The organism is Ramlibacter sp. G4-7 (assembly GCF_057784995.1).
In genome coordinates this window covers 75,762-94,379 of record NZ_JBYNTT010000017.1, presented here as the reverse complement: position 1 = coordinate 94,379, position 18,618 = coordinate 75,762, and the positions used below count along the sequence as shown (strand labels likewise).

The following is an 18,618-nucleotide window of genomic DNA, read 5'->3' as shown; positions in this document are numbered from 1 at the left end:
TGGAAACGAAGAGGTTGGAAGTGGATCATTGCGACCCTCGCGTGGAGGGGCCCATCCCGTGACGACGGGCCCGGATGCGAACAAACAAGGCAGGACACATGGACGACGAAGCAGTGATGGCGCATGAGATGGCGGCGCAGCAGGCGAACGCGCTGCTGTCCGTGGTGCAGGCCTCGTGCGCGGTGCGCAGCCGGTCCGCCCTCGACGCATGGCTGCAGGGCGAGATCCAGGACTTCATCCCGCACGACGTGGTGATGGTCGCCTGGGGCGACTTCCAGCAGGGTGCGATCTCCTGGGACTTCGTGCCCTGCGGCAGCGATTGCAAGGGCCTGCCCCTGAACGACTCCGACGTGCGCGGCCTGCTGGTCGGCCTGTTCGACCGCTGGACGACCAACCGGCAGTTGCCCGTGGCGATGGCCGCCTCGGACCTGCGCATCGACAACAAGCCGCTGTTCCCTCCCACGGCGCGCAGCCGCGTGGCGCTGGCCCACGGCCTGAAGGACTGCCGCGGCGAGTACGACTGCCTGTACGTCTTCGTCGGGCCGGCGTCGCTGCAGCACGAGCGCGCGAAGGACCTGCTGCGGCTGCTGCTGCCCTCCATCGACTCGGGCTTCCGGCAAGCCGTCGCGCCGGCGGCCCGGCCCGTGCCTGCACCCGTCAGCACCTTCTCCGCCGCCCCCGAGCCCTACCACGAGAGCCGCGCGGGCGAACCCCAGCAGCCCCTGAGCGCGCGCGAGCGCGAGGTGATGCACTGGGTGCGCGCCGGCAAGACCAACTCCGAGATCGCCTCGATCATGAACCTGAGCACCTTCACGGTGAAGAACCACATGCGCCGCATCTACAAGAAGATGGACGTCCTGAACCGCGCGCAGGCGGTCGGACAACTCGGCGCCCACGCTTGACGGAGATCCGGATGTCCACCAACACCACGCGCCTCACGGCATTTGTCGGCGCCGCCTGCCTCGTCATCCTGGCCGGCTGCTCCTCCCCGGAGGACAAGGTCGCCGCTTACAGCAAGCGCGGCGAATCCCTCCTGCAGAAGGGCGACGTCGTCAAGGCACGCCTGGAGTTCCAGAACGCGCTGCAGATCAACCCCAACGCGGTGCCCGCCATCATGGGCATGGTCGACATTGCGGAGCGCACCCGCGAATGGCCGCGGGCGTACGGGCTCCTGAACAAGGCCGTCGACCTCGATCCCAAGCACCTGCAGGCGCGGGTCAAGCTGGGCAAGCTGCTGCTGGCGTCCGGCCAGTTGGACAAGGCGCTCCAGAGCAGCGACATCGCGCTGGGCCTGCAGGCCGACAACGCCGACGTGCTCGCCTTCCGCGCCGCCGTGTTCCTGAAGATGCAGGACAGCAAGACGGCCGTGGAGCTGGCGAACCAGGCCTTGCAGAAGGACGCGCGCCACAACGACGCCCTGGTGGTGCTGGCCTCCGAGCGCCTGCAGGCCGGTGACGCTGCGGGCGCCGTGGGCTTCCTGGACAAGGGGCTGGAGGCGGACGAGCGCAACCTGGGCCTGCAACTGATCAAGGTGCAGGCGCTGGAGCGGCTGGCGCAGAAGGACAAGGCGGAGGAGGTGTTCCGCAAGCTGGTCACCCTCTACCCCGAGAACAACGCCTACCGCTACATGCTCGCCAGGTTCTACCTCGCGCACAACCAGCCGGACAAGGCCGAGGCGGAGCACCGCGGCATCCTGGCGGCGAACCCGAAGAACCTCGAGGCGAAGATGGAGTTCGTGCGCTTCCTGCGCTCGGTGCGGGGGCTGGATGCCACCGGCAAGGAGATCGAGCGCATGGTCGCGGCATCTCCGAAAGAGTTCGACTTGAAGCTGGCGCTGGCCAACGTGCGCCTGCAACAGAAGCAGGACAAGGCGGCCGAGGCCTTGTGGCGCGAAGTGATCGCCGATGCGAAGGACGCGCCAGAAGGCGTCCGCGCCCGGGGCGACCTGGCGGCGTACTTCATCTCGCGCGGCGACAAGCCCGCGGCGAAGCCCCTGGTCGACGAGATGCTGGCCAAGGACGCGCGCAACGAGCAGGGCCTGCTGCTGCGCGCCAGCCTGGCGATCGACGCCGGCCGGCTCGACGACGCGGTCGGCGACCTGCGCACCATCCTGCGCGACGTGCCGGAGTCCGCGCGCACGCACCTGCTGCTCGCACGTGCCCACGAGCTGCAGGGCCTGAACGACCTGGCCACCACGCACTACGCCCGCGCCGCCCAGGCCGGCCGCAGTGCGCCGCAGTTCGGCATGCCGTACGCGGAATACCTGATGAAGATCGGCCGCACCAACCAGGTGCCGCCGGTGCTGAAGGACGTGCTGCGGGCCGCGCCCGACCACGCCCCGGCGCAGCGCCTGCTGGCGCAGGCCTACCTGCGCCTCGGCGACCTGGCCGCCGCGCAAGGTGTGGCCGACGAGGTGGCTCGCTCCGATGCGAGTGCCGTGACCAGCAACCAGATTCGCGGCGCGGTGCAGTCCGCCCGCCGCGACTTCGACAACAGCATCGCCTCCTTCAAGCGGGCGTACGACGCCTCGTCGGGCGACGTCCAGCCGATGGCCGCCCTGGTACGTTCCTACGTCGCCGCCGGCAAGACGCGCGAGGCCGTGTCCTTCATGCAGTCCGTGGTGGCCAGCTCGCCGAACAATGCGGAAGCGCGCATGCTGCACGCGCAGCTGCTGGCGCAGACCGGTGACCGCAACGGCGCGAAGCAGGCCTACGAAAAGGCCATCGAGATCGACCCGAGCCAGGTCCTGGCCTACCAGGGGCTGGCCGCCGTGCAGATGGCCGACAAGAACGCCGCGGGCGCGATGGCGGCGATCGAGCGGGGGCTCAAGTCGGCGCCCAAGGACTTCGGCCTTCGCCTCACCCGCGCCAGCCTCGTGGAGGCGGGCGGCAACGCTGCGGAAGCCACGCAGATGTACGAGGCGCTGCTTGCCGAGCGCCCCAACGCGGTCGTGGTCGCGAACAACCTTGCGAGCCTGCTCGCCGACAGCACGGACGCCAAGAACCAGCAGCGCGCCTACCAGCTGGCCCAGCGCTTCCGCGCCTCCCCCATCCCGCAGTTCCGAGACACGCTCGGGTGGGCCGCGTACCGCGTGGGCAAGCCACAGGAAGCGGGCGACCTGCTCAAGTCCGCGGCCAAGGACGAACCCGGGCTGGCCGTCATCCACTACCACCAGGGCATGAACCAGCTCGCACTCAAGGACACCAAGGGTGCCCGGCTGGCGCTGGAGAAGGCCGTGGAGCTCTCGAACACCTCGCCGTTCGCGCAGGCGGACGACGCCCGCCGCGCGCTGCAAGGGCTCTGACGCAGCGATGTACGAAGCATTCTTCGGGCTGCGGGAGAAGCCTTTCTCCATCCAGCCCGACCCCGAGTTCCTCTACATGAGCAAGCGGCACACGCTCGCGTACGCGATGCTCGAATACGGCATCCAGAACCGCGCGGGCTTTTCCGTCGTCTGCGGCGAGATCGGCTGCGGCAAGACCACGCTGATCCGCCAGCTGCTCAACTCGGTCGGCGAGGACCTCACCGTGGGGCTCGTGTCCAACACGCACCGCGACATCGCGGACCTGATGGAATGGGTGATGCTCGCCTTCGGCCAGCCCTACAAGGGGCTTGCGCCGGTCGAGCGCTACGACGCCTTCCAGCAGTTCCTGGTGGCGGAGTACGCCGCCGGGCGGCGCTGCGTGCTGATCGTGGACGAGGCGCAGAACCTCAGTGCCAGCGCACTGGAGTCGCTGCGCATGCTGTCGAACATCAACGCCGACAAGGACCAGCTGCTGCAGGTCATCCTGGTCGGCCAGCCGCAATTGCGCGAGCTGCTCAACCGGCCGGAGCTCACGCAGTTCGCGCAGCGCGTGGCGGTCGACTACTTCATCCCGCCCCTGAGCGGCCCCGAAGTGGCGCTGTACGTGCAGCACCGGCTGAAGGTCGCCGGCCGGGAGGAGGAGCTCTTCTCCGCGAAGGCCCTGGTGCGCATCTCCGAGGTCACGCGGGGCGTTCCGCGCAGCATCAACATCCTGTGCGACACGGCGTTGGTATATGCCTTCGGCACGGAATCCAGGACCGTCAACCTGATGACGGTCGACGAAGTGCTGCAGGATCGGCGCGAGTACGGCGTGCTGGCGAGGGAGGCGTGAGATGGAAATGGCCAGCCAACCAATATCCGGCGCTGCCGGTGTCCAGCCGGAAACAGGCATCGTCGTTATTGGCCGCAATGAAGCCAGGCGACTTCCTGACTGCCTGCGCTCCGTCATCGCAAGTGGCCTACCTGTCGTGTATGTCGACTCAGGCTCCACAGATCGAAGTATCGCCATCGCAGGCGAACATGGCGTGCCCGTGTGTGAGCTCGACCCGCGCCTTCCTTTCTCAGCGGGCCGCGCTCGCAACGAAGGCTTCGCATGGCTGCTCCAGCAAGTTCCTTCCCTGCGCAGCGTTCAGTTCATTGACGGGGATTGCACAATGTCGCAGGAGTGGCTTGCGACGGCAGTGGAAGCCGCTCGCGAGCCGAGCCGTGCCGTTGTCATCGGGCACCTTACGGAGCGTCGCTCCCATGCCTCCGTCTACAACCGGCTCTGCGCCCTCGAGTGGGCTTCGCCGTCCGGGGATCTCCAGAATTTCGGTGCGCTCGGCGGAATCATGCTGGTGCGAGCGGACGCTTTTCGGAAGTTGGGCGGATTCAACCCGCAGATGATCGCCGGCGAAGATTCAGAATTCGGCGTCCGGTGCTCCGTGGCCGGCTACACCGTCACCAAGTTGCCGATCGAGATGGCAATACACGACGCCGACATGACCACTTTCTCGCAGTGGTGGCGGAGATCGGTCCGCAGCGGACATGCCATCGGACACAGGGCGTTGTTGAACGGAAGAGGGCCAACCCGTGATTGCAGGCGAGACCTGCGCAGCGCCTTGTTCTGGGGTGCAGCAGTCCCACTGATGGCTGCACTTCTGGCTCCCTGGACCAAGGCGGCCTCGATTGGCTTGGCTGCCTGTGCGTTCGGGTTGCTCGCAACGCGCGTGTACCGATTCCGTCGCAGCAGAGGTGACTCGCCATCGGATGCGCGGCTCTATGCGCGTCACCTCGTCCTCACGAAGTTTGCCCAGGCGATCGGTCTGGGGCGCTTCTCCATGAATCTCGTCCGGGGCCAGTACCGGCTGATTGAATACAAGTGACTCTCGAAATGCAAAGCAAGCGCAAGACCTCGCCGGGAAGCGTGGAGAAAGTGGGCTTCCTCGGGGCAGGGTACATTCTTCATGCGCACGCAAAGGCCGTCGCGGCCACGCCCGGCGTGGTGGCTCACGCTGTGTGCGACGCGACGCTGGGCCGCGCCCGAGAGGCCGCAAATGGATTCGCGATTCCGCATGCGTGCCAGAACATCGAAGAGCTCATTGAGAGCGGCTGTGACGCGGTGCATGTCCTGCTTCCTCCTCACATGCATTTCGACGCCACGCGGCGTCTGCTCGACGCGGGAATCCACGCGCTCGTGGAAAAGCCGATGGCACTCACCCAAGCCGAGTGCCAGGACCTGGCTGCAATTGCCTCTCGCTCCAATCTGCGTCTGGGCGTAGGTCACAACTTTCTCTTCCTTCCTGGCTACGAGCGATTGCGAACTGCCGTGCAAGGGGGCGATCTGGGCAGAGTCGATCACGTGGCGGTTGACTGGCTGTGTCCTCTTCCGCAGCTGAAGTTCGGGCCGTTCGATAGCTGGATGCTCCGCGACCCCGGGAACCTTCTGCTGGAGATCGGGCCGCACCTGGCAGCATTTGCCTGCGACCTGCTCGGCGAAGTCGACGAAATCTCTGCCATTGCGGCGAACCCGCTGCTGCTTCCGACGGGTGCGACGGTGTGGAGGCGCTGGACGATTGCCGGAACGGCGTCCGGTGCAGGATTCACCCTGAACCTCGCGCTCACGCCAGGGGAGTCCCTGCGCAGGGTAACGGTACGCGGTTTGGCCGGTGTCGGTACCTTCGACTTCCAGCGGGACACGTGCCGACTGGAACGCGTCATCAAGAGCAATGCCGCGCTCGACAATCTGTGGCACGGTGTTCTCGGTGCGTCAAGCGTCGCGTCCCAGACCGCAGCAAATGCAGTGAAGGCACTTGCCGGCACGCTGCGCAAGACTCCGCTTGCGGATCCCTATCGCGAAAGCATCTTCAGATCTGTGAAGGCTTTCTACTTCGGCGCTCCCGGGCAGGTCGACAAGAGGATCGACGGAGCCTTCGGGGCGCAGGTGATTCGTGCCTGCGAAATGGCCATCGAGCGCAGCGGCGTGCGCTCGCAGATTCGAACTGGGTGCAGTGACTCAGTACGTTCTGCGTCGCTTCCGGTACCGGCTCTCGCAAATGCACCAGCCAAGAAGACGGCACTGGTGGTCGGCGGGACCGGATTCATTGGCAAGGAAGTCGTTCGAGAGCTCGTGGCGCGTGGGTGGCGTGTCCGTGTCCTCACGCGTGGGGTGAGCGCTGCCGCTGCCGAAATGGGCCAGCTGCCAGTCGAATTCATCGTCGGCTCGCACGGCGACGCAAACGTGGCTGAGCGTGCAGTTGCCGGGGTGAGCGTGGTGTACCACCTTGCCAAATCAGCAGGGGAGAGATGGTCCGACTACGTGCGCAATGACGTCGAACCGACGCGCGTGCTCGCGGAGGCGGCCTTGCATGCCAACGTCGAGAGATTCATCTACACGGGCACGGTGGATTCCTATGCGTCGGCTGATGCGGGAAGCAAGATCGACGCTGACACTCCGCTGGACCCTCGCCTGGCGAGCAGAAATCTCTACGCCCGCTCGAAGGCGGCCTGTGAAGCGTTGCTCCTCGCGATGCACGCGGAGCGGAACCTACCCGTGGTGATCCTGCGTCCTGGAATCGTCATCGGCAAAGGCGCGCCGCCGGCGCACTGGGGTGTGGGCATGTTCCACAGCGACACTCACGTCGAGCTCTGGGGCCGCGGCGACAACCCTTTACCTTTCGTGCTCGTGAAGGACGTCGCCACTGCCCTCGCCTTGGCGGCCGAGAGACCGGGCCTGGAGGGGCAGACCTTCCTGCTCACCGACGAGCCCCTGCTGTCGGCGCGCGACTACGTCCATGCCGTTTCCGAGCGTGCACGCACGAACATTGCCGTGCGTGCGACGCCCGTGCTCACGCACTTCGTGCGTGACCTGGCCAAGCAGACCGTGAAGCAGATCATCCGCCATCCCAATCGTCGGCAGGTGAGCTATCACGACTGGGCGTGTCGGGCCCACCTCTCCTCCTACGACAGCCGGTCAAGCCGCGAACACCTTGGGTGGCGCCCGGCAGGCGACCGCGAGCGCATCGTGCGCGAAGGCGTGCACGCGTCGGTGGACTGGTACCTGGAGTAGAGGCGAACATGCGCGTTGCCTACCTGATCAATGGGTATCCGAAGGTGAGCCATACCTTCATCCGAAGGGAAATACTCGCCCTGGAGCGGGCGGGTGTCGAGGTGGTACGCGTGGCTCTCCGAGGATGGAACGACGCGGTCGTAGATCCGGACGATCAGGCCGAACGCGAAAACACGGAGTACCTGCTGCGCGACGGCATCCTGGGCCTCATACAACCGTTGATCCTGGCCATCCTCACTACGCCGAACAGGTTCATCTCGGCACTGCGGATCGCGAGCCGGATGACCTGGATGTCTCCGCGATCGTGGCCGTACCACCTGGCGTACCTGGCACAAGCCTGCAAGCTGGTACGGATTGCGCGCAGTCGTGAGGTGCAGCACCTGCATGCGCATTTCGGCACGAACTCCGCGGAGATCGCGATGCTGGCCCGTGCGCTTGGCGGCCCTGCGTACTCCTTCACCGTGCACGGACCGGAAGAATTCGACAACCCGGCAGGATTGCACCTGAAGGAGAAAATCGAGCGCGCCAAGTTCGTCGTCGCGATCAGCTCGTTCGGCCGCAGCCAGCTCTTTCGCTGGATTGACCAGGATCAATGGGCAAAGGTGCGTGTAGTGCACTGCGGGCTCGATCGCACTTTCCATCCGGCGTCCGCGCCCCCACCTGTCCAGGCGCCGCAGATCGTCTGCGTCGGAAGGTTATGCGAACAAAAAGGGCAGCTTCTGCTCCTGCAGGCGGTGAGAGACCTCGTCGACCGCGGCGCGAATGTGCAGCTCGTGCTCGCGGGGGACGGTGAGCTTCGCCCTCAAATCGAGTCCTACATCGCCGCACATGGCCTGAAGCCGTACGTGCGGATGACTGGATGGATCAACGCAGAACAGGTTCGTCGTGAGTTGGAGCAGGCACGCGCGCTGGTGCTACCAAGTTTCGCCGAAGGCCTGCCAGTCGTCTTGATGGAGGCGATGGCCTTGGGCCGCCCTGTTCTCACCACGAGCATCGCCGGAATCCCGGAGCTTGTGCGCCATGGGCGGGAAGGCTGGCTCGTTCCAGCCGGTGACTGCGAATCCCTGGTCAGTGCCCTCGCCGAGCTGCTGCAGGCAGACGATGCGACCCTGCGTTCCATGGGCGAGGCAGCGCGCGAGCGCGTCCTCGTGCGGCATTGCGTCGATACCGAGGCACGTCGCCTGGTACAGCTGTTTGGAGTCCCCGCATGACCTCACTTGCCCTGATCATCCTGCTGGTGCCGGGCGTGGTGTTGTGCGCCATGGCCTTGCTGCTGCTGGTCGAAACGCTGGCGAGCCTGCTGCCGCGGAGGCCGAAGGTGTCCAGCGGAGCGCCCGTCTCGTACGTGGTGCTCATTCCCGCGCACGACGAGGGACTGGTCATCGAGGACACCGTGCGCACGGCCTTGCGCCAGCTGGGGCAGGGCGGGCGCCTGCTCGTCGTGGCCGACAACTGCAGTGACGACACGGCGGACCGGGCACGGGCGGCGGGCGCGGAAGTGATCGAGCGGCAGGACGAGTGCCTGCGCGCGAAGGGCTATGCGCTCGCCCATGGCATCGCCCATCTGGCGACCACGAACCCGCCGGACGTGGTGGTGATGTTCGACGCGGATTGCCGGGCGAGCGAAGGTGCCTTCGACACCCTGGCAGCCCAGGCAGCAGCCTGCCTGCGGCCCGTGCAGGCCCTCTTCCTGATGTCCGTGCCCGCCGGGGCGGGCCTTCGCATGCGCATGGCGGCCTTCGCCTGGGCGTTCAAGAATTCGGTGCGTCCCCGCGGTCTTGCGCGCCTGGGCCTGCCGTGCCATCTGTACGGCAGCGGCATGGCCTTCCCGTGGGCCTTGCTCCAGGACGTGAGCTTCGCCACCGGCAGCATCGTGGAAGACCTGCAGCTGGGGCTGCGGTTCGCGGCCGCGGGCCATGCGCCCGTGCTGTGCGCGCACGCGGAAGTGGAAAGCGTGTTCCCGGAAAACGCCGCCGGCGAGCAGTCGCAGCGCCGCCGCTGGGAACACGGGCACATCGACACCATCCTGTCGCTCGGGCCGCGGATGTTCGCCAAGGCCCTGCTCGGTCGCAATCCGGCGCTTCTGGCACTCGTGCTCGACATGACGGTGCCGCCGCTCGCCTTGTTCGCGACGGCGCTGGCGGGGTATGGCTGCGTCGCGCTGATCCTGGGTGTCTCGCCCCTGCCGGCTGCCAATGTCGCAGCGGTCTTCCTCGCATCACTGGCCGCATTCACCGGCGCGATCCTCCTGGGCTGGAGCGCGGTGGGGCGCGACTGGGTGAGTCTTACCGAGTTGCTGAGCGGCCCGGTCTACATGGCGCGCAAGCTGCCGCTGTATCTGAGTTTCGTGAAAGGACGGGAAACCGAGTGGACTCGTACGCACAGGGGGCTTTGAACGACCTCGTCTCCGCGCCGTCCCATGAGCGATCGACAAGCCAGGGGACGGCAACTGCAGGCACCGCACACGTGCCGAAGGAGCCCGCACGCCAAGTCAACGAGGACGCGCAAGCATCATCGTCGGCACGTCGATTCGGCCGCCGGCAGGACGTGCTTTTCCTCGTCGGATTGCTGGTGCTCACGCTGGCCTTCTCCGGCGGTCTCGCCGAACTGGTGCACCGCTGGTACCACCAGGAGGAGTACAGCCACGGCTTCTTCATCCCGCTGATTTCGCTCTGGCTGCTCTGGCAGCGTCGCGACGCCCTGAAGCAAAGCCGCGGCGATCCGTCGCCCTGGGGCTGGCGACTGATGCTTGCGAGCGGGCTGATGCTGCTCGCGGGCGAGTTCACGGCGATCTTCCTGGTCATCCAACTAGGTTACCTGGTCGGCCTGGCCGGACTGGTGCTCGCTTACGGTGGCCGCTCGCTGCTGCGTGTGACGGCGCTTCCGATCGCGCTGCTGCTCTTCTGCATCCCGCTGCCGTACTTCATCGACTCGCAGCTGTCGTGGCGGCTGCAACTCATCTCCTCGGAGCTCGGTGTGGGCGTGCTGCGCGCACTGGGCTATTCGGTCTTCAGGGAAGGCAATGTCATCGACCTGGGAAGCTACATGCTGCAGGTGGTGGAGGCTTGCAGCGGCTTGCGTTACCTGTACCCGCTGCTGAGCGTCGGCTTCCTGATGGCGTACATGTATCCGGCGGCGATGCGGTGGCGCGTGCTGATCATGCTGTCGACGGTACCCGTCACCGTTGTCACCAACAGCGTGCGGATCGCGATCGTCGGCATCCTCGTGGAGCGCTGGGGCAATGGGATGGCGGAGGGTTTCCTGCATGCCTTCGAAGGCTGGGTGATCTTCCTCGTGTGCCAGGCGGTGTTGCTGCTGGAGATCTGGTTGATCGAACGGTATACGCTGCGCCGGTCGTTGATCGATGTGCAGCAGTTCCCGGAGGTTCAGCCCGTAGCGCCGAGCCGGGCGAACCGTGCTCCGCGGATGGCGCCTCTGGTGCCAGCGCTCACAGTGGTGCTCGTTTGTTTTGGAGTGGCTCTGGTGGTCAGCGGGCGAGAGGAGGTCCTGCCGGAGCGCGCTAGCCTGCGCATCTTCCCGACGGAGTTGGCGTCCTGGCGCGCCTCCGAAGCGTCCTTGTCTCCCGACGTGGAGCGCGCGCTCGGCTTCAGCGACTATGTGCTGGCGGATTACGTCAGTGACTCCGGGGCGCGGGTGAACTTCTATGCCGCTTACTACGCGAGCCAGCGAAAGGGAGTGTCACCGCATTCGCCGCAGGTTTGCATTCCGGGCGGCGGCTGGGTGATCTCGGACATCCGGCGTGTCGAGTTCCCGGTCGGCGGGACCACTGCTGCCATGCAGGCCGTGCGTGTCGTCATCGACAAGGAGGGGCAGCGTGCGTTGGTGTACTACTGGTTTGATCAGCGTGGGCGACACATCGTCGACGAGTACGAGATGAAGTGGTACCTGTTGCTGGACTCCATCACCCGTCAGCGTACGGATGGTGCGCTTGTCCGGGCCGTTACAGCCATCCTGCCGAATGAGTCGGCGCAGGCGGCAGACGATAGGATTCAGTCGTTCGTGCGGGCCGCGGCCCCGCAGTTGCCGAGATTCATTCCGGGATAGCAGAGACGGGTCGCCGCGTGGCGGCAGCGTCGTAAGCACGGCTAGCGATCCGCGAGGCCCGCCAGCACGCTGCCGTGGCATTCACAAGGCACAGCCCTTCACACTACAGTTCCGCCTTGTACGACATTGGTGCTCTAGACTGCTGGACCGTGCCCGTCAATACTCGTCGGGCTGAAATGGTCAACCGTCCAATCGCGAGCGAAGGTTCACCCCGTGATCATCAGCCTGGCGAGCGCACCAACGGCGAGTGATATGACCAGAACCCCGACGCTGCGGAGCTCAAGTCGCAAGTCCAGGATGCCAAGGGTCTTTTGCGCCACCGCAGCATTCCAAAATTGACCGGCCAGGTAGCTGATCGAGACGCCGGCTACCGCACCGACCGCTCCGGCCACTTGATACCCGCCAAGGCAGCCAGCAAGCAGCGCCACGATGTGCGACGCCTGCTCGTAAAGCATCAGGCGGGGCCGACCGATCACCATGAAGACTTGCGAGAGTACGCGATAGCGGATGCCGATGAGGCTTATTCCCAGCAGGCGGAAGTAGGTTCCGGCGTCCGCATAGCGGTCGTCGTAAAGAAGGTGGACGAGGAGGTCGCCACATGTCAGGAGAATGCCGGCGGCGAGCAGACAGGCGAGGTCCACCCAGGTGCGCGCGCGCGTATAAGCATGGCGGAACTCAGACGGACCCACCGTGTACGCCGCGCTCAGTGCAGGATAAGCGATGCGGGATACCAGCTTGGATACGAGATCGTGCGCCGCCAGCACCAGCAGCGCTGCAACGGCGTAATGGCCCATCTGCGTGGGACCAAGCAGCGCGCCGAGAATGAGACGGTCGCCGTTGCTTACAAGGAATCCAGCGCAGGAAGTGAGTACGATCCAACGGCCGAAGCCGAAAATCTCACGTGCGGCCGGTGCAGAGTATGCGAACCAGTTCCGAGGGCCGGGAAGGAACAAGTGGCTGGCGGCAGACCGCATCCCCGCGGCCACGCATGCGCCCAATACCAAAGAGACAACGCTCCCGTGCTGGCTCGCGCTCCACAGCGTAACAACAAGAGCCAAGACCTGGGACCCGATTTCAATCAGCGTTACTCGGAAGAGGTCCAGTCTGCGGCCGGCCAAATCGAGGTTGGTGGATTGTGCTGACGAAAGTAGCGCCGCGATCGAGAGGCCGGCAATCGTCCCAGGGAGTTCGGCGTTCGCCAAGGTACTCGCTGCTGGCACCCAGCCGCGGGCGGCGGCGAGAGCGAGTCCGCCCGCGCCGACAAGAAGGAGAGCCGCAATGATGGCGCCCTGCAGGAGCTGCAGGGTCCATAGCGTGTTCAGGAATTCCGGTAGATGCGCATTCTCGCTGCGAACCACCACTTGCCTGAAACCGAAATCCGACAGAAGCGTCAGCCCCGCCCAGACAGCGGTGGCAATCAACATGACGCCGAATGCATCAGGGGCCAGCAAGCGGGTGAGAGCGAGGTTGCTCAACATCCGAATCGCCTGGCTTGCCAGGTGCGTGCCGAACGTGAGCACTGCGGCATGCGTGATGGCGCGCGGCGTAAGTGATGCGGCTGGCGCGTTCATCCAAATTAGGATCGGTTATTCTGCTGCGCGTCACGCAGGACCTGCATGACTGGGTGGAGAGGCGAACGGGGCTCTCTAGCGAACGCCAAAGGCGAAGTGTCTCCGGTGCCGGACAGCGGCTCAATGGCTCCATCGAACCAATCTTGTCGAAATGCCTGAACATTTGCGCGCCTTCGTCGTCGTTTTCGTGCTTTGTGCAACAGTGCTCGCGGCGCTGCGACGATCCTTCGAGCCGTTAATGCCTCAAGGCGCATATGTACGCAGGCGCAACGTCATCCTTGCGCTGCTCTCTTCCGCTTTCTTGGCCTCCAATTTCTGGATTTATGCACTGCTTGCGTTTTTTATCCTCCTGTGGGCCAGGAGGTTTGAGGCGGGCAGTTGTGCGCTGTTCTTTGCACTCTTGTACCTGGTGCCCCCGAGTGCCGCGGATGTGCCGGGGTTTGGGCTCGCCAACTTCCTGCTGTCTCTCGATCCGCCGCGCCTCCTCGTGCTCGTGCTACTCGTACCGCTGCTCCCGGCGGCGCTCCGAGCGCGGCGCGTCCGCGGGACAGGGCTAGCCGATTTTCTAGTGTGTGCATATGTCGTCTTGCAGGTGAGTTTGTCGCTCGCGCGAGCCGAGAGCTTCACAAACGGACTGCGAAACGCCGTGTATGCGCTGTTGGATATTGGTCTTCCATACTTTGTGGTAAGCCGAACGCTTTCCAACTGGCGCGAACTGAGGGATGCGGTGGCGCTCGTTTGCCTGAGCGGCGTCGTTCTGGGCGCGATCGGTGTTTTTGAGGGCGCCCGCGGTTGGCTGCTGTTCAAACCCATGATCGAACACTGGGGCCCCAACCTTGGTATGGGCAACTACCTCGAGCGCAGCGGGGTCGTGCGGGCGAGTGCCAGCACCGGACAGCCCATCGTGCTCGGGTATGTCCTGATGATTGCGTACGCTTGCTTCCTCGGCGTGCGCTCCGAAATCAGCGGAACGCGTAAGTTGATGTGCGGGATGCTGCTCCTCGGAGGCCTCGTTGCTACTGTGTCACGCGGTCCTTGGCTGGGCTGCGCTGCTGCCATCGGGCTGTACTGGGCCGCGGCCACACCAGTACGCTTTAGGCTGGCGCTCGCTGCGTCCGTCGCTTCACTGGTTGCTTTTTTTGTTCTGGATTTGCGAATCGCACCCTCAGCACTGAAGGAAGTTGACCAGAGTACCGTCGACTACCGTGCCCAACTTTTCACCGCCGCTGTCGCCATCTTTCAAAAGTCCCCTTGGTTAGGGTCGGATACGTTCAGGCGAGAACTGGCAGGAGCGGGGTTGGTCCAGGGCCAAGGAATCGTCGACGTCGTAAACTCCTACGTGGAGATTGCACTTTCATCCGGGATCGTCGGACTTTCGCTGTTCGGAGGGGCATTCTTGTCGGTCATGAGCTGCGTAAGGGCCGGTCACGCCCTGCTGCGAAAGCCAGCAGAGCAGCGGGGTATCGGCTCGCTTCCCGAGAGCATGCGCCTCGCTGCTCAGTGGCCAACGAGGATCGAGATGCCCAGAGTGCTCATTTCCATCTTTGCCGGAACGATCGTGACGATATCGACGGTCAGCAGCATTTCATTCATCCCCTGGACATATTGGGCTTTCCTCGGGGCCGGCGTGGCGTTTGCGAGAACAGCCGCCGTCTCGCGTCCGTAGCTGGAACCGTTGGCATCATCGAGCGAGTGGATCCGTTACCGCTCTGACTGTATCGGGGCTGTAGTGGGGATGCGGGAATTAGGCCGAGACTTGAACGGGCACTTCGATTCAGCGCCGACTTCAAGTAATGACCTGATCGTGTACCTGACGCCAACGTGTGTCTCAAGGAACCCTCTCACGTAGTCCGCATGCTCACAGTGTCACATCCATGAAAATCACTATTGTCACGCCATTTCCGACTCTAAATGGGGGCATTCGTGTTATCGCCATACACGCTGCCGAACTGCAGCGCAGGGGGCATGAGGTGCATGTTTTACATGCTCCTGCACCACATCCGACGATTGCACAAAGATTGATGAAGGTGTTAGAGCCAACCCGTCCAAGCTTTCCCCGCGATTCGGCGACTCACTTCGACCGACTCAACGTCGCTCGGGACGTGTTGCCTACATCCGGCAAACCGATGGCGGAGCACTTTCCAGCGGCAGATGTGGTCGTTGCCACTTGGTGGGAAACCGCCGAGTGGGTCGCTGATCTCCCAGCGTCTAAGGGGGCCAAAGCGTATTTCGTCCAAGGGCATGAGGTCTTCGACTACCTCCCAAAGGAACGAGTGCGCGCCACATATCACCTACCACTACACAAGATCACAGTGTCCAGATGGTTGGTGGATGTGATGGCGACAGAGTACGGAGACTCGGATGTGACCCTGGCGCCTAACGGGGTCGACGTTGTGCACTTTCGGGCAGCGAGTCGCAGCAAATCTCTGCAGCCGACTGTTGGCATGATCTATTCTGAAGAGCACTTCAAAGGAAGTGATGTGTGCATGCGGGCGGCGACGCTGGCGCGTGAGACTTTTCCGAACCTCCGCTTAGTTGCTTTCGGTGTGCCGGAGCGTCCTGTCACGTTGCCAGCGTGGGCTGAGTACCATGTGCGTCCGCCGCAAGAACTGATTCCTCAACTGTATGCGCAGTGTGATGTGTGGCTTTTCGGAAGTCGATCAGAAGGATTTGGCTTGCCGTTATTGGAGTCCATGGCATGCGGTACCCCGGTGATTGCCACACCTGCCGGCGCGGCGCCTGAGCTCGTGCGCGACAAGGGTGGCGTGCTGGTCCCCTTTGACGACCCAGCGGCCATGTGCCGAGCAATCACCGACCTCTGCTCAGTGGAGGACGTTACCTGGCGAACCTTGTCACGCGCAGCTCGATTTGTGGCGGAGCAGCATTCCTGGGAAGCAAGTACTCAGGCTTTCGAGAGGGGATTGATTCGCGCGCTGCAGAAGGATGGGGGCGGAGACGGTCAAGCAGACTAGGCGCGCAATTCCTCCGTCGAGGGTCGGAGCTGCAGTGACCAAGAGGATGTGCCAACGTTGTTTCGTGGCGAGTGTGGTGCGATGGCCTCTCGATCTTGTAAGTCGGAGAGGCATGAGCCAATGGAGCTAACCAACACCCACCTGCCGAATTAACAATGCGTGATTGCCTTGCGAACTTGGCATCAACGAATACGCGGTGGCGTGGGGAGCGAGTCGTGAAGAAGTTGTTTGCTGCACTGGGACCAGGAGATATGGTGGCCGCGCACCGTCGGCATCTCGTCGGCGATAGGATAAAGAGCGAAACCAGCCTCCCCTTTTCTGATCAACTGGTGGACTGGTGCAAGGCCAGACGGATCAAGCTGTTAGCAGTGGGCTACAACCCCCGGGTCGACGACATCGAATATCCTGGCGTTCGACTTGAACAGCGTGCGAAACCTTTCAGCGGTGCACGGGGTCTTCGCTATCACATTGGGAATGTGCTGTACGGGTGGCAACTAGCATTTCGCGCGCGCACTTTTGGCGCGGAGGTGGCGCTGATCGACTCTGGTACCGCGCACTATTTTGCGCTTTTAGGCTTCCGCTTGTTCGGCATACCCGTTGCCGTCAATTTTCACAATGTGTTGTGGGCCCAGGGGTTCAGGGGACTTAGACGCGGGTCTGGAGTTCTCGACTACCTCAACGGGATGTTCTTCAAGGGGCATGTGTTCGCCGTGGCAGGATGTTCGCCTGAGTGTGGCCGCCAAGTTGCAGAACTTGCGGGCGTGGATGTTCCGTTTTTTGAATGGAGAGCCCAGTTCCACAAAGAAGGTTTTCCGGAAGCTATTCCCGACTGGAACGCGCGGCCCTTCCGGGTCCTCTTCAGCGGGCGAGTCGAGGCGAATAAGGGTGCCCTCGACATCACCGCGATGGCTGCTGGCCTCGAACGGCGGCTACCTGGGTTGGTGCGTTGGGAAATCTGCGGTGACGGCAGCGCGCTGGATCAGTTGCGTGCTGACGTGCGGCAGAGCGGACTTGGCGATGTGATCCGCATTCACGGCAGGCTCGATCGCGCTCGTCTGCTAGAGGTGTATGGCACATGCCATGCAATCGTTGTTCCCACCCGGGGAAACTTTTGCGAGGGCTTACCGCTTGTTTGTGCCGAGGCGGTGATTTGTCAGCGGCCTATCATCACCAGCAGGGTCAGCAACGCCTTGCCTGTTCTCGGTCCCGCGATTGCCGAAGCCGTTGCCGAAAACATTGACAGCTACATCGACGCGATTGTGCGGCTCGCGACCGACAGAGAGGAGTTCGAGCGTCTGCGTGACGCTTGCGTTCCCCTTCGCGAGCAGTTCTTCGACGCTACAAAGAGCTACCCTGCGGCCATCGACAGAATGATGTCCACGTTGGAGGCCGATTGGAAGACTCTTGACGATTACGAAGAAATCGTCCGTGCGCTACCGCCGTCGTGAGACCTCGACGGCATCGCGGTGAAGTTGGTACATCCTCCAGGTCACGCCGTAGAACGGGTTGCAATAAGCACCGCTCATCGCGTTTTCATATACAAGGTTGCTCGCCTGAGCAAACGCATGGCACGGTCAACGCGCCGCAAGACGTATTCGGTGACTGAGGCGAAGCGCCGGTTCCTCCACGAATCGGTGGAAAAACGCGGCGAACGCCACGCACGCAACAGTCGCGGCGAGCCACCACGCCAGTTCAGAGACCAGAGAATGATTGGTGATGCCGAGGCCGAGGCGGAACATTGCGCCCGTAACAGGGTTGTGGATTAGGTAGAGGCTGTACGACATACTACCCAGGAGGAGCAAGGGAGGTGCATCTAGCCAGTGTCCCAGCTTGCCATTCCATCCTGCCACGAAAATCGCTGCGCCGGTAAGAGCCGCCACCAAGAAGGCTGGGTTGACTTGCATCTCGCCCGCTACAAGCAATGCCCCTGCGTGCGCAGTTAGCACGAACTTTGCGGGGGCAGACGGGGTCAGCAGCGCCCACCAAACACAAACGCCGGTCAGAAAGAAGAACCAGTGGCCAAGAAACAGCCCGGGTATGTTCAGCGGCCCCATACCCAGCGGCCACAGATCGGCGAATAGCAGAGTAGGAACAAAGATGGCCGCAAAAGCCGTCCGTTGGTTAACCACATGACAAAGTCGCCCGGCGAGCCACATCATCGCCACAAATACAAGGTAGAACTGGACCTCCAGACAGAGTGTCCAATACACAGAGTTGATCAGTGGCTGGCCCAGCAGGATCGGCATATATGCCACATGCCCGGCAATAACTTCTGCTGAAGGCGCCTGGTAGAACTTGCCGGGAACAAGGTTAGCCGAGAGCAGACCGAAGCCGACCACGACGGCCATAGAGGCCCAATAAGGGAGATCGAGGCGAACGGAACGCCGCAGGATGAATCGGCAGATAAACGCACGATCGACTTTTCTGCCCGCAACAGAATGCGCGATGACGAAGCCGCTGAGAACGAAGAAGACTTGGACCCCGAGATCGCCATGCGACAGCACTGCGGCGAGTCCCGGGACCGCTGCGCTCAAGGCCGAAAGATGTCCGCCGGCGTGCGCGTGAAACATGACCACGGACAGGGCTGCGAGGCCGCGCAACGAATCGATGAAGGTAAACCGCGCCCGGCTTGTCTTCGACATTTCAGTGCCGCCGTTT

13 protein-coding genes are annotated in these 18,618 nt (G+C 63.6%); 11 read left to right on the top strand and 2 right to left on the bottom strand.

Translation table 11 applies throughout. The features are described from left to right. The first annotated feature begins 98 nt into the window (after window positions 1-98). Genes epsA through xrtD form a run of 8 tightly spaced genes read left to right on the top strand, consistent with a single transcriptional unit; the run spans window position 99 to window position 11,417 of the window. A complete protein-coding gene (gene epsA / locus AC3EGR_RS20825; protein WP_488548436.1) occupies window positions 99-902 on the top strand; it encodes an XrtB/PEP-CTERM-associated transcriptional regulator EpsA in 804 nt (267 codons plus the stop codon). A gap of 11 nt (window positions 903-913) precedes the next feature. Continuing rightward, window positions 914-3,304 (top strand): tetratricopeptide repeat protein, encoded by a 2,391-nt coding sequence (locus AC3EGR_RS20820; RefSeq protein WP_488548435.1) that lies wholly within the window; start codon window positions 914-916, stop codon window positions 3,302-3,304. Between the two features lie 7 nt (window positions 3,305-3,311). Beyond that, entirely contained in the window at window positions 3,312-4,136 is an 825-nt protein-coding gene (locus AC3EGR_RS20815) for an ExeA family protein (RefSeq protein ID WP_488548434.1), read from the top strand. A 1-nt stretch (window position 4,137) separates the two neighbouring features. Next, window positions 4,138-5,169 (top strand): glycosyltransferase family 2 protein, encoded by a 1,032-nt coding sequence (locus tag AC3EGR_RS20810; protein WP_488548433.1) that lies wholly within the window; start codon window positions 4,138-4,140, stop codon window positions 5,167-5,169. 8 nt (window positions 5,170-5,177) lie between these two features. Further along, window positions 5,178-7,352, top strand: a complete 2,175-nt coding sequence (locus AC3EGR_RS20805; protein ID WP_488548432.1) for an NAD-dependent epimerase/dehydratase family protein — start codon at window positions 5,178-5,180, stop codon at window positions 7,350-7,352. An 8-nt stretch (window positions 7,353-7,360) separates the two neighbouring features. Beyond that, window positions 7,361-8,563 carry a glycosyltransferase gene (locus AC3EGR_RS20800; protein WP_488548431.1) on the top strand — a complete coding sequence of 401 codons (1,203 nt, stop codon included), beginning with the start codon at window positions 7,361-7,363 and terminating at the stop codon, window positions 8,561-8,563. Next, window positions 8,560-9,747 carry a glycosyltransferase family 2 protein gene (locus tag AC3EGR_RS20795; RefSeq protein WP_488548430.1) on the top strand — a complete coding sequence of 396 codons (1,188 nt, stop codon included), beginning with the start codon at window positions 8,560-8,562 and terminating at the stop codon, window positions 9,745-9,747. Before AC3EGR_RS20800 ends, AC3EGR_RS20795 begins: the two co-directional genes overlap by 4 nt. After that, on the top strand, window positions 9,744-11,417 hold the full coding sequence (xrtD, locus tag AC3EGR_RS20790) for a VPLPA-CTERM-specific exosortase XrtD (protein ID WP_488548429.1): 1,674 nt from the start codon (window positions 9,744-9,746) through the stop codon (window positions 11,415-11,417). The genes AC3EGR_RS20795 and xrtD overlap by 4 nt, the downstream gene beginning before the upstream one ends. A gap of 206 nt (window positions 11,418-11,623) precedes the next feature. Here the strand turns inward: xrtD and AC3EGR_RS20785 are convergent, their stop codons facing one another. After that, entirely contained in the window at window positions 11,624-12,988 is a 1,365-nt protein-coding gene (locus tag AC3EGR_RS20785) for an oligosaccharide flippase family protein (protein WP_488548428.1), read from the bottom strand. 151 nt (window positions 12,989-13,139) lie between these two features. Here AC3EGR_RS20785 and AC3EGR_RS20780 point away from each other — a divergent pair, with 151 nt between their 5' ends. The 3 genes from AC3EGR_RS20780 to AC3EGR_RS20770 all read left to right on the top strand — a co-directional run bounded on the left by AC3EGR_RS20780 (window position 13,140) and on the right by AC3EGR_RS20770 (window position 17,408). Further along, entirely contained in the window at window positions 13,140-14,654 is a 1,515-nt protein-coding gene (locus tag AC3EGR_RS20780; RefSeq protein WP_488548427.1) for an O-antigen ligase family protein, read from the top strand. A 208-nt stretch (window positions 14,655-14,862) separates the two neighbouring features. After that, window positions 14,863-15,960: a glycosyltransferase family 4 protein gene (locus tag AC3EGR_RS20775; RefSeq protein ID WP_488548426.1), complete on the top strand. Its 1,098-nt coding sequence runs from the start codon at window positions 14,863-14,865 to the stop codon at window positions 15,958-15,960. 215 nt (window positions 15,961-16,175) lie between these two features. Then, window positions 16,176-17,408 carry a glycosyltransferase family 4 protein gene (locus AC3EGR_RS20770; RefSeq protein WP_488548425.1) on the top strand — a complete coding sequence of 411 codons (1,233 nt, stop codon included), beginning with the start codon at window positions 16,176-16,178 and terminating at the stop codon, window positions 17,406-17,408. A 126-nt stretch (window positions 17,409-17,534) separates the two neighbouring features. Here AC3EGR_RS20770 and AC3EGR_RS20765 read toward each other — a convergent pair whose 3' ends face one another. Then, entirely contained in the window at window positions 17,535-18,602 is a 1,068-nt protein-coding gene (locus AC3EGR_RS20765; protein WP_488548424.1) for an acyltransferase family protein, read from the bottom strand. Window positions 18,603-18,618: the final 16 nt, after the last annotated feature.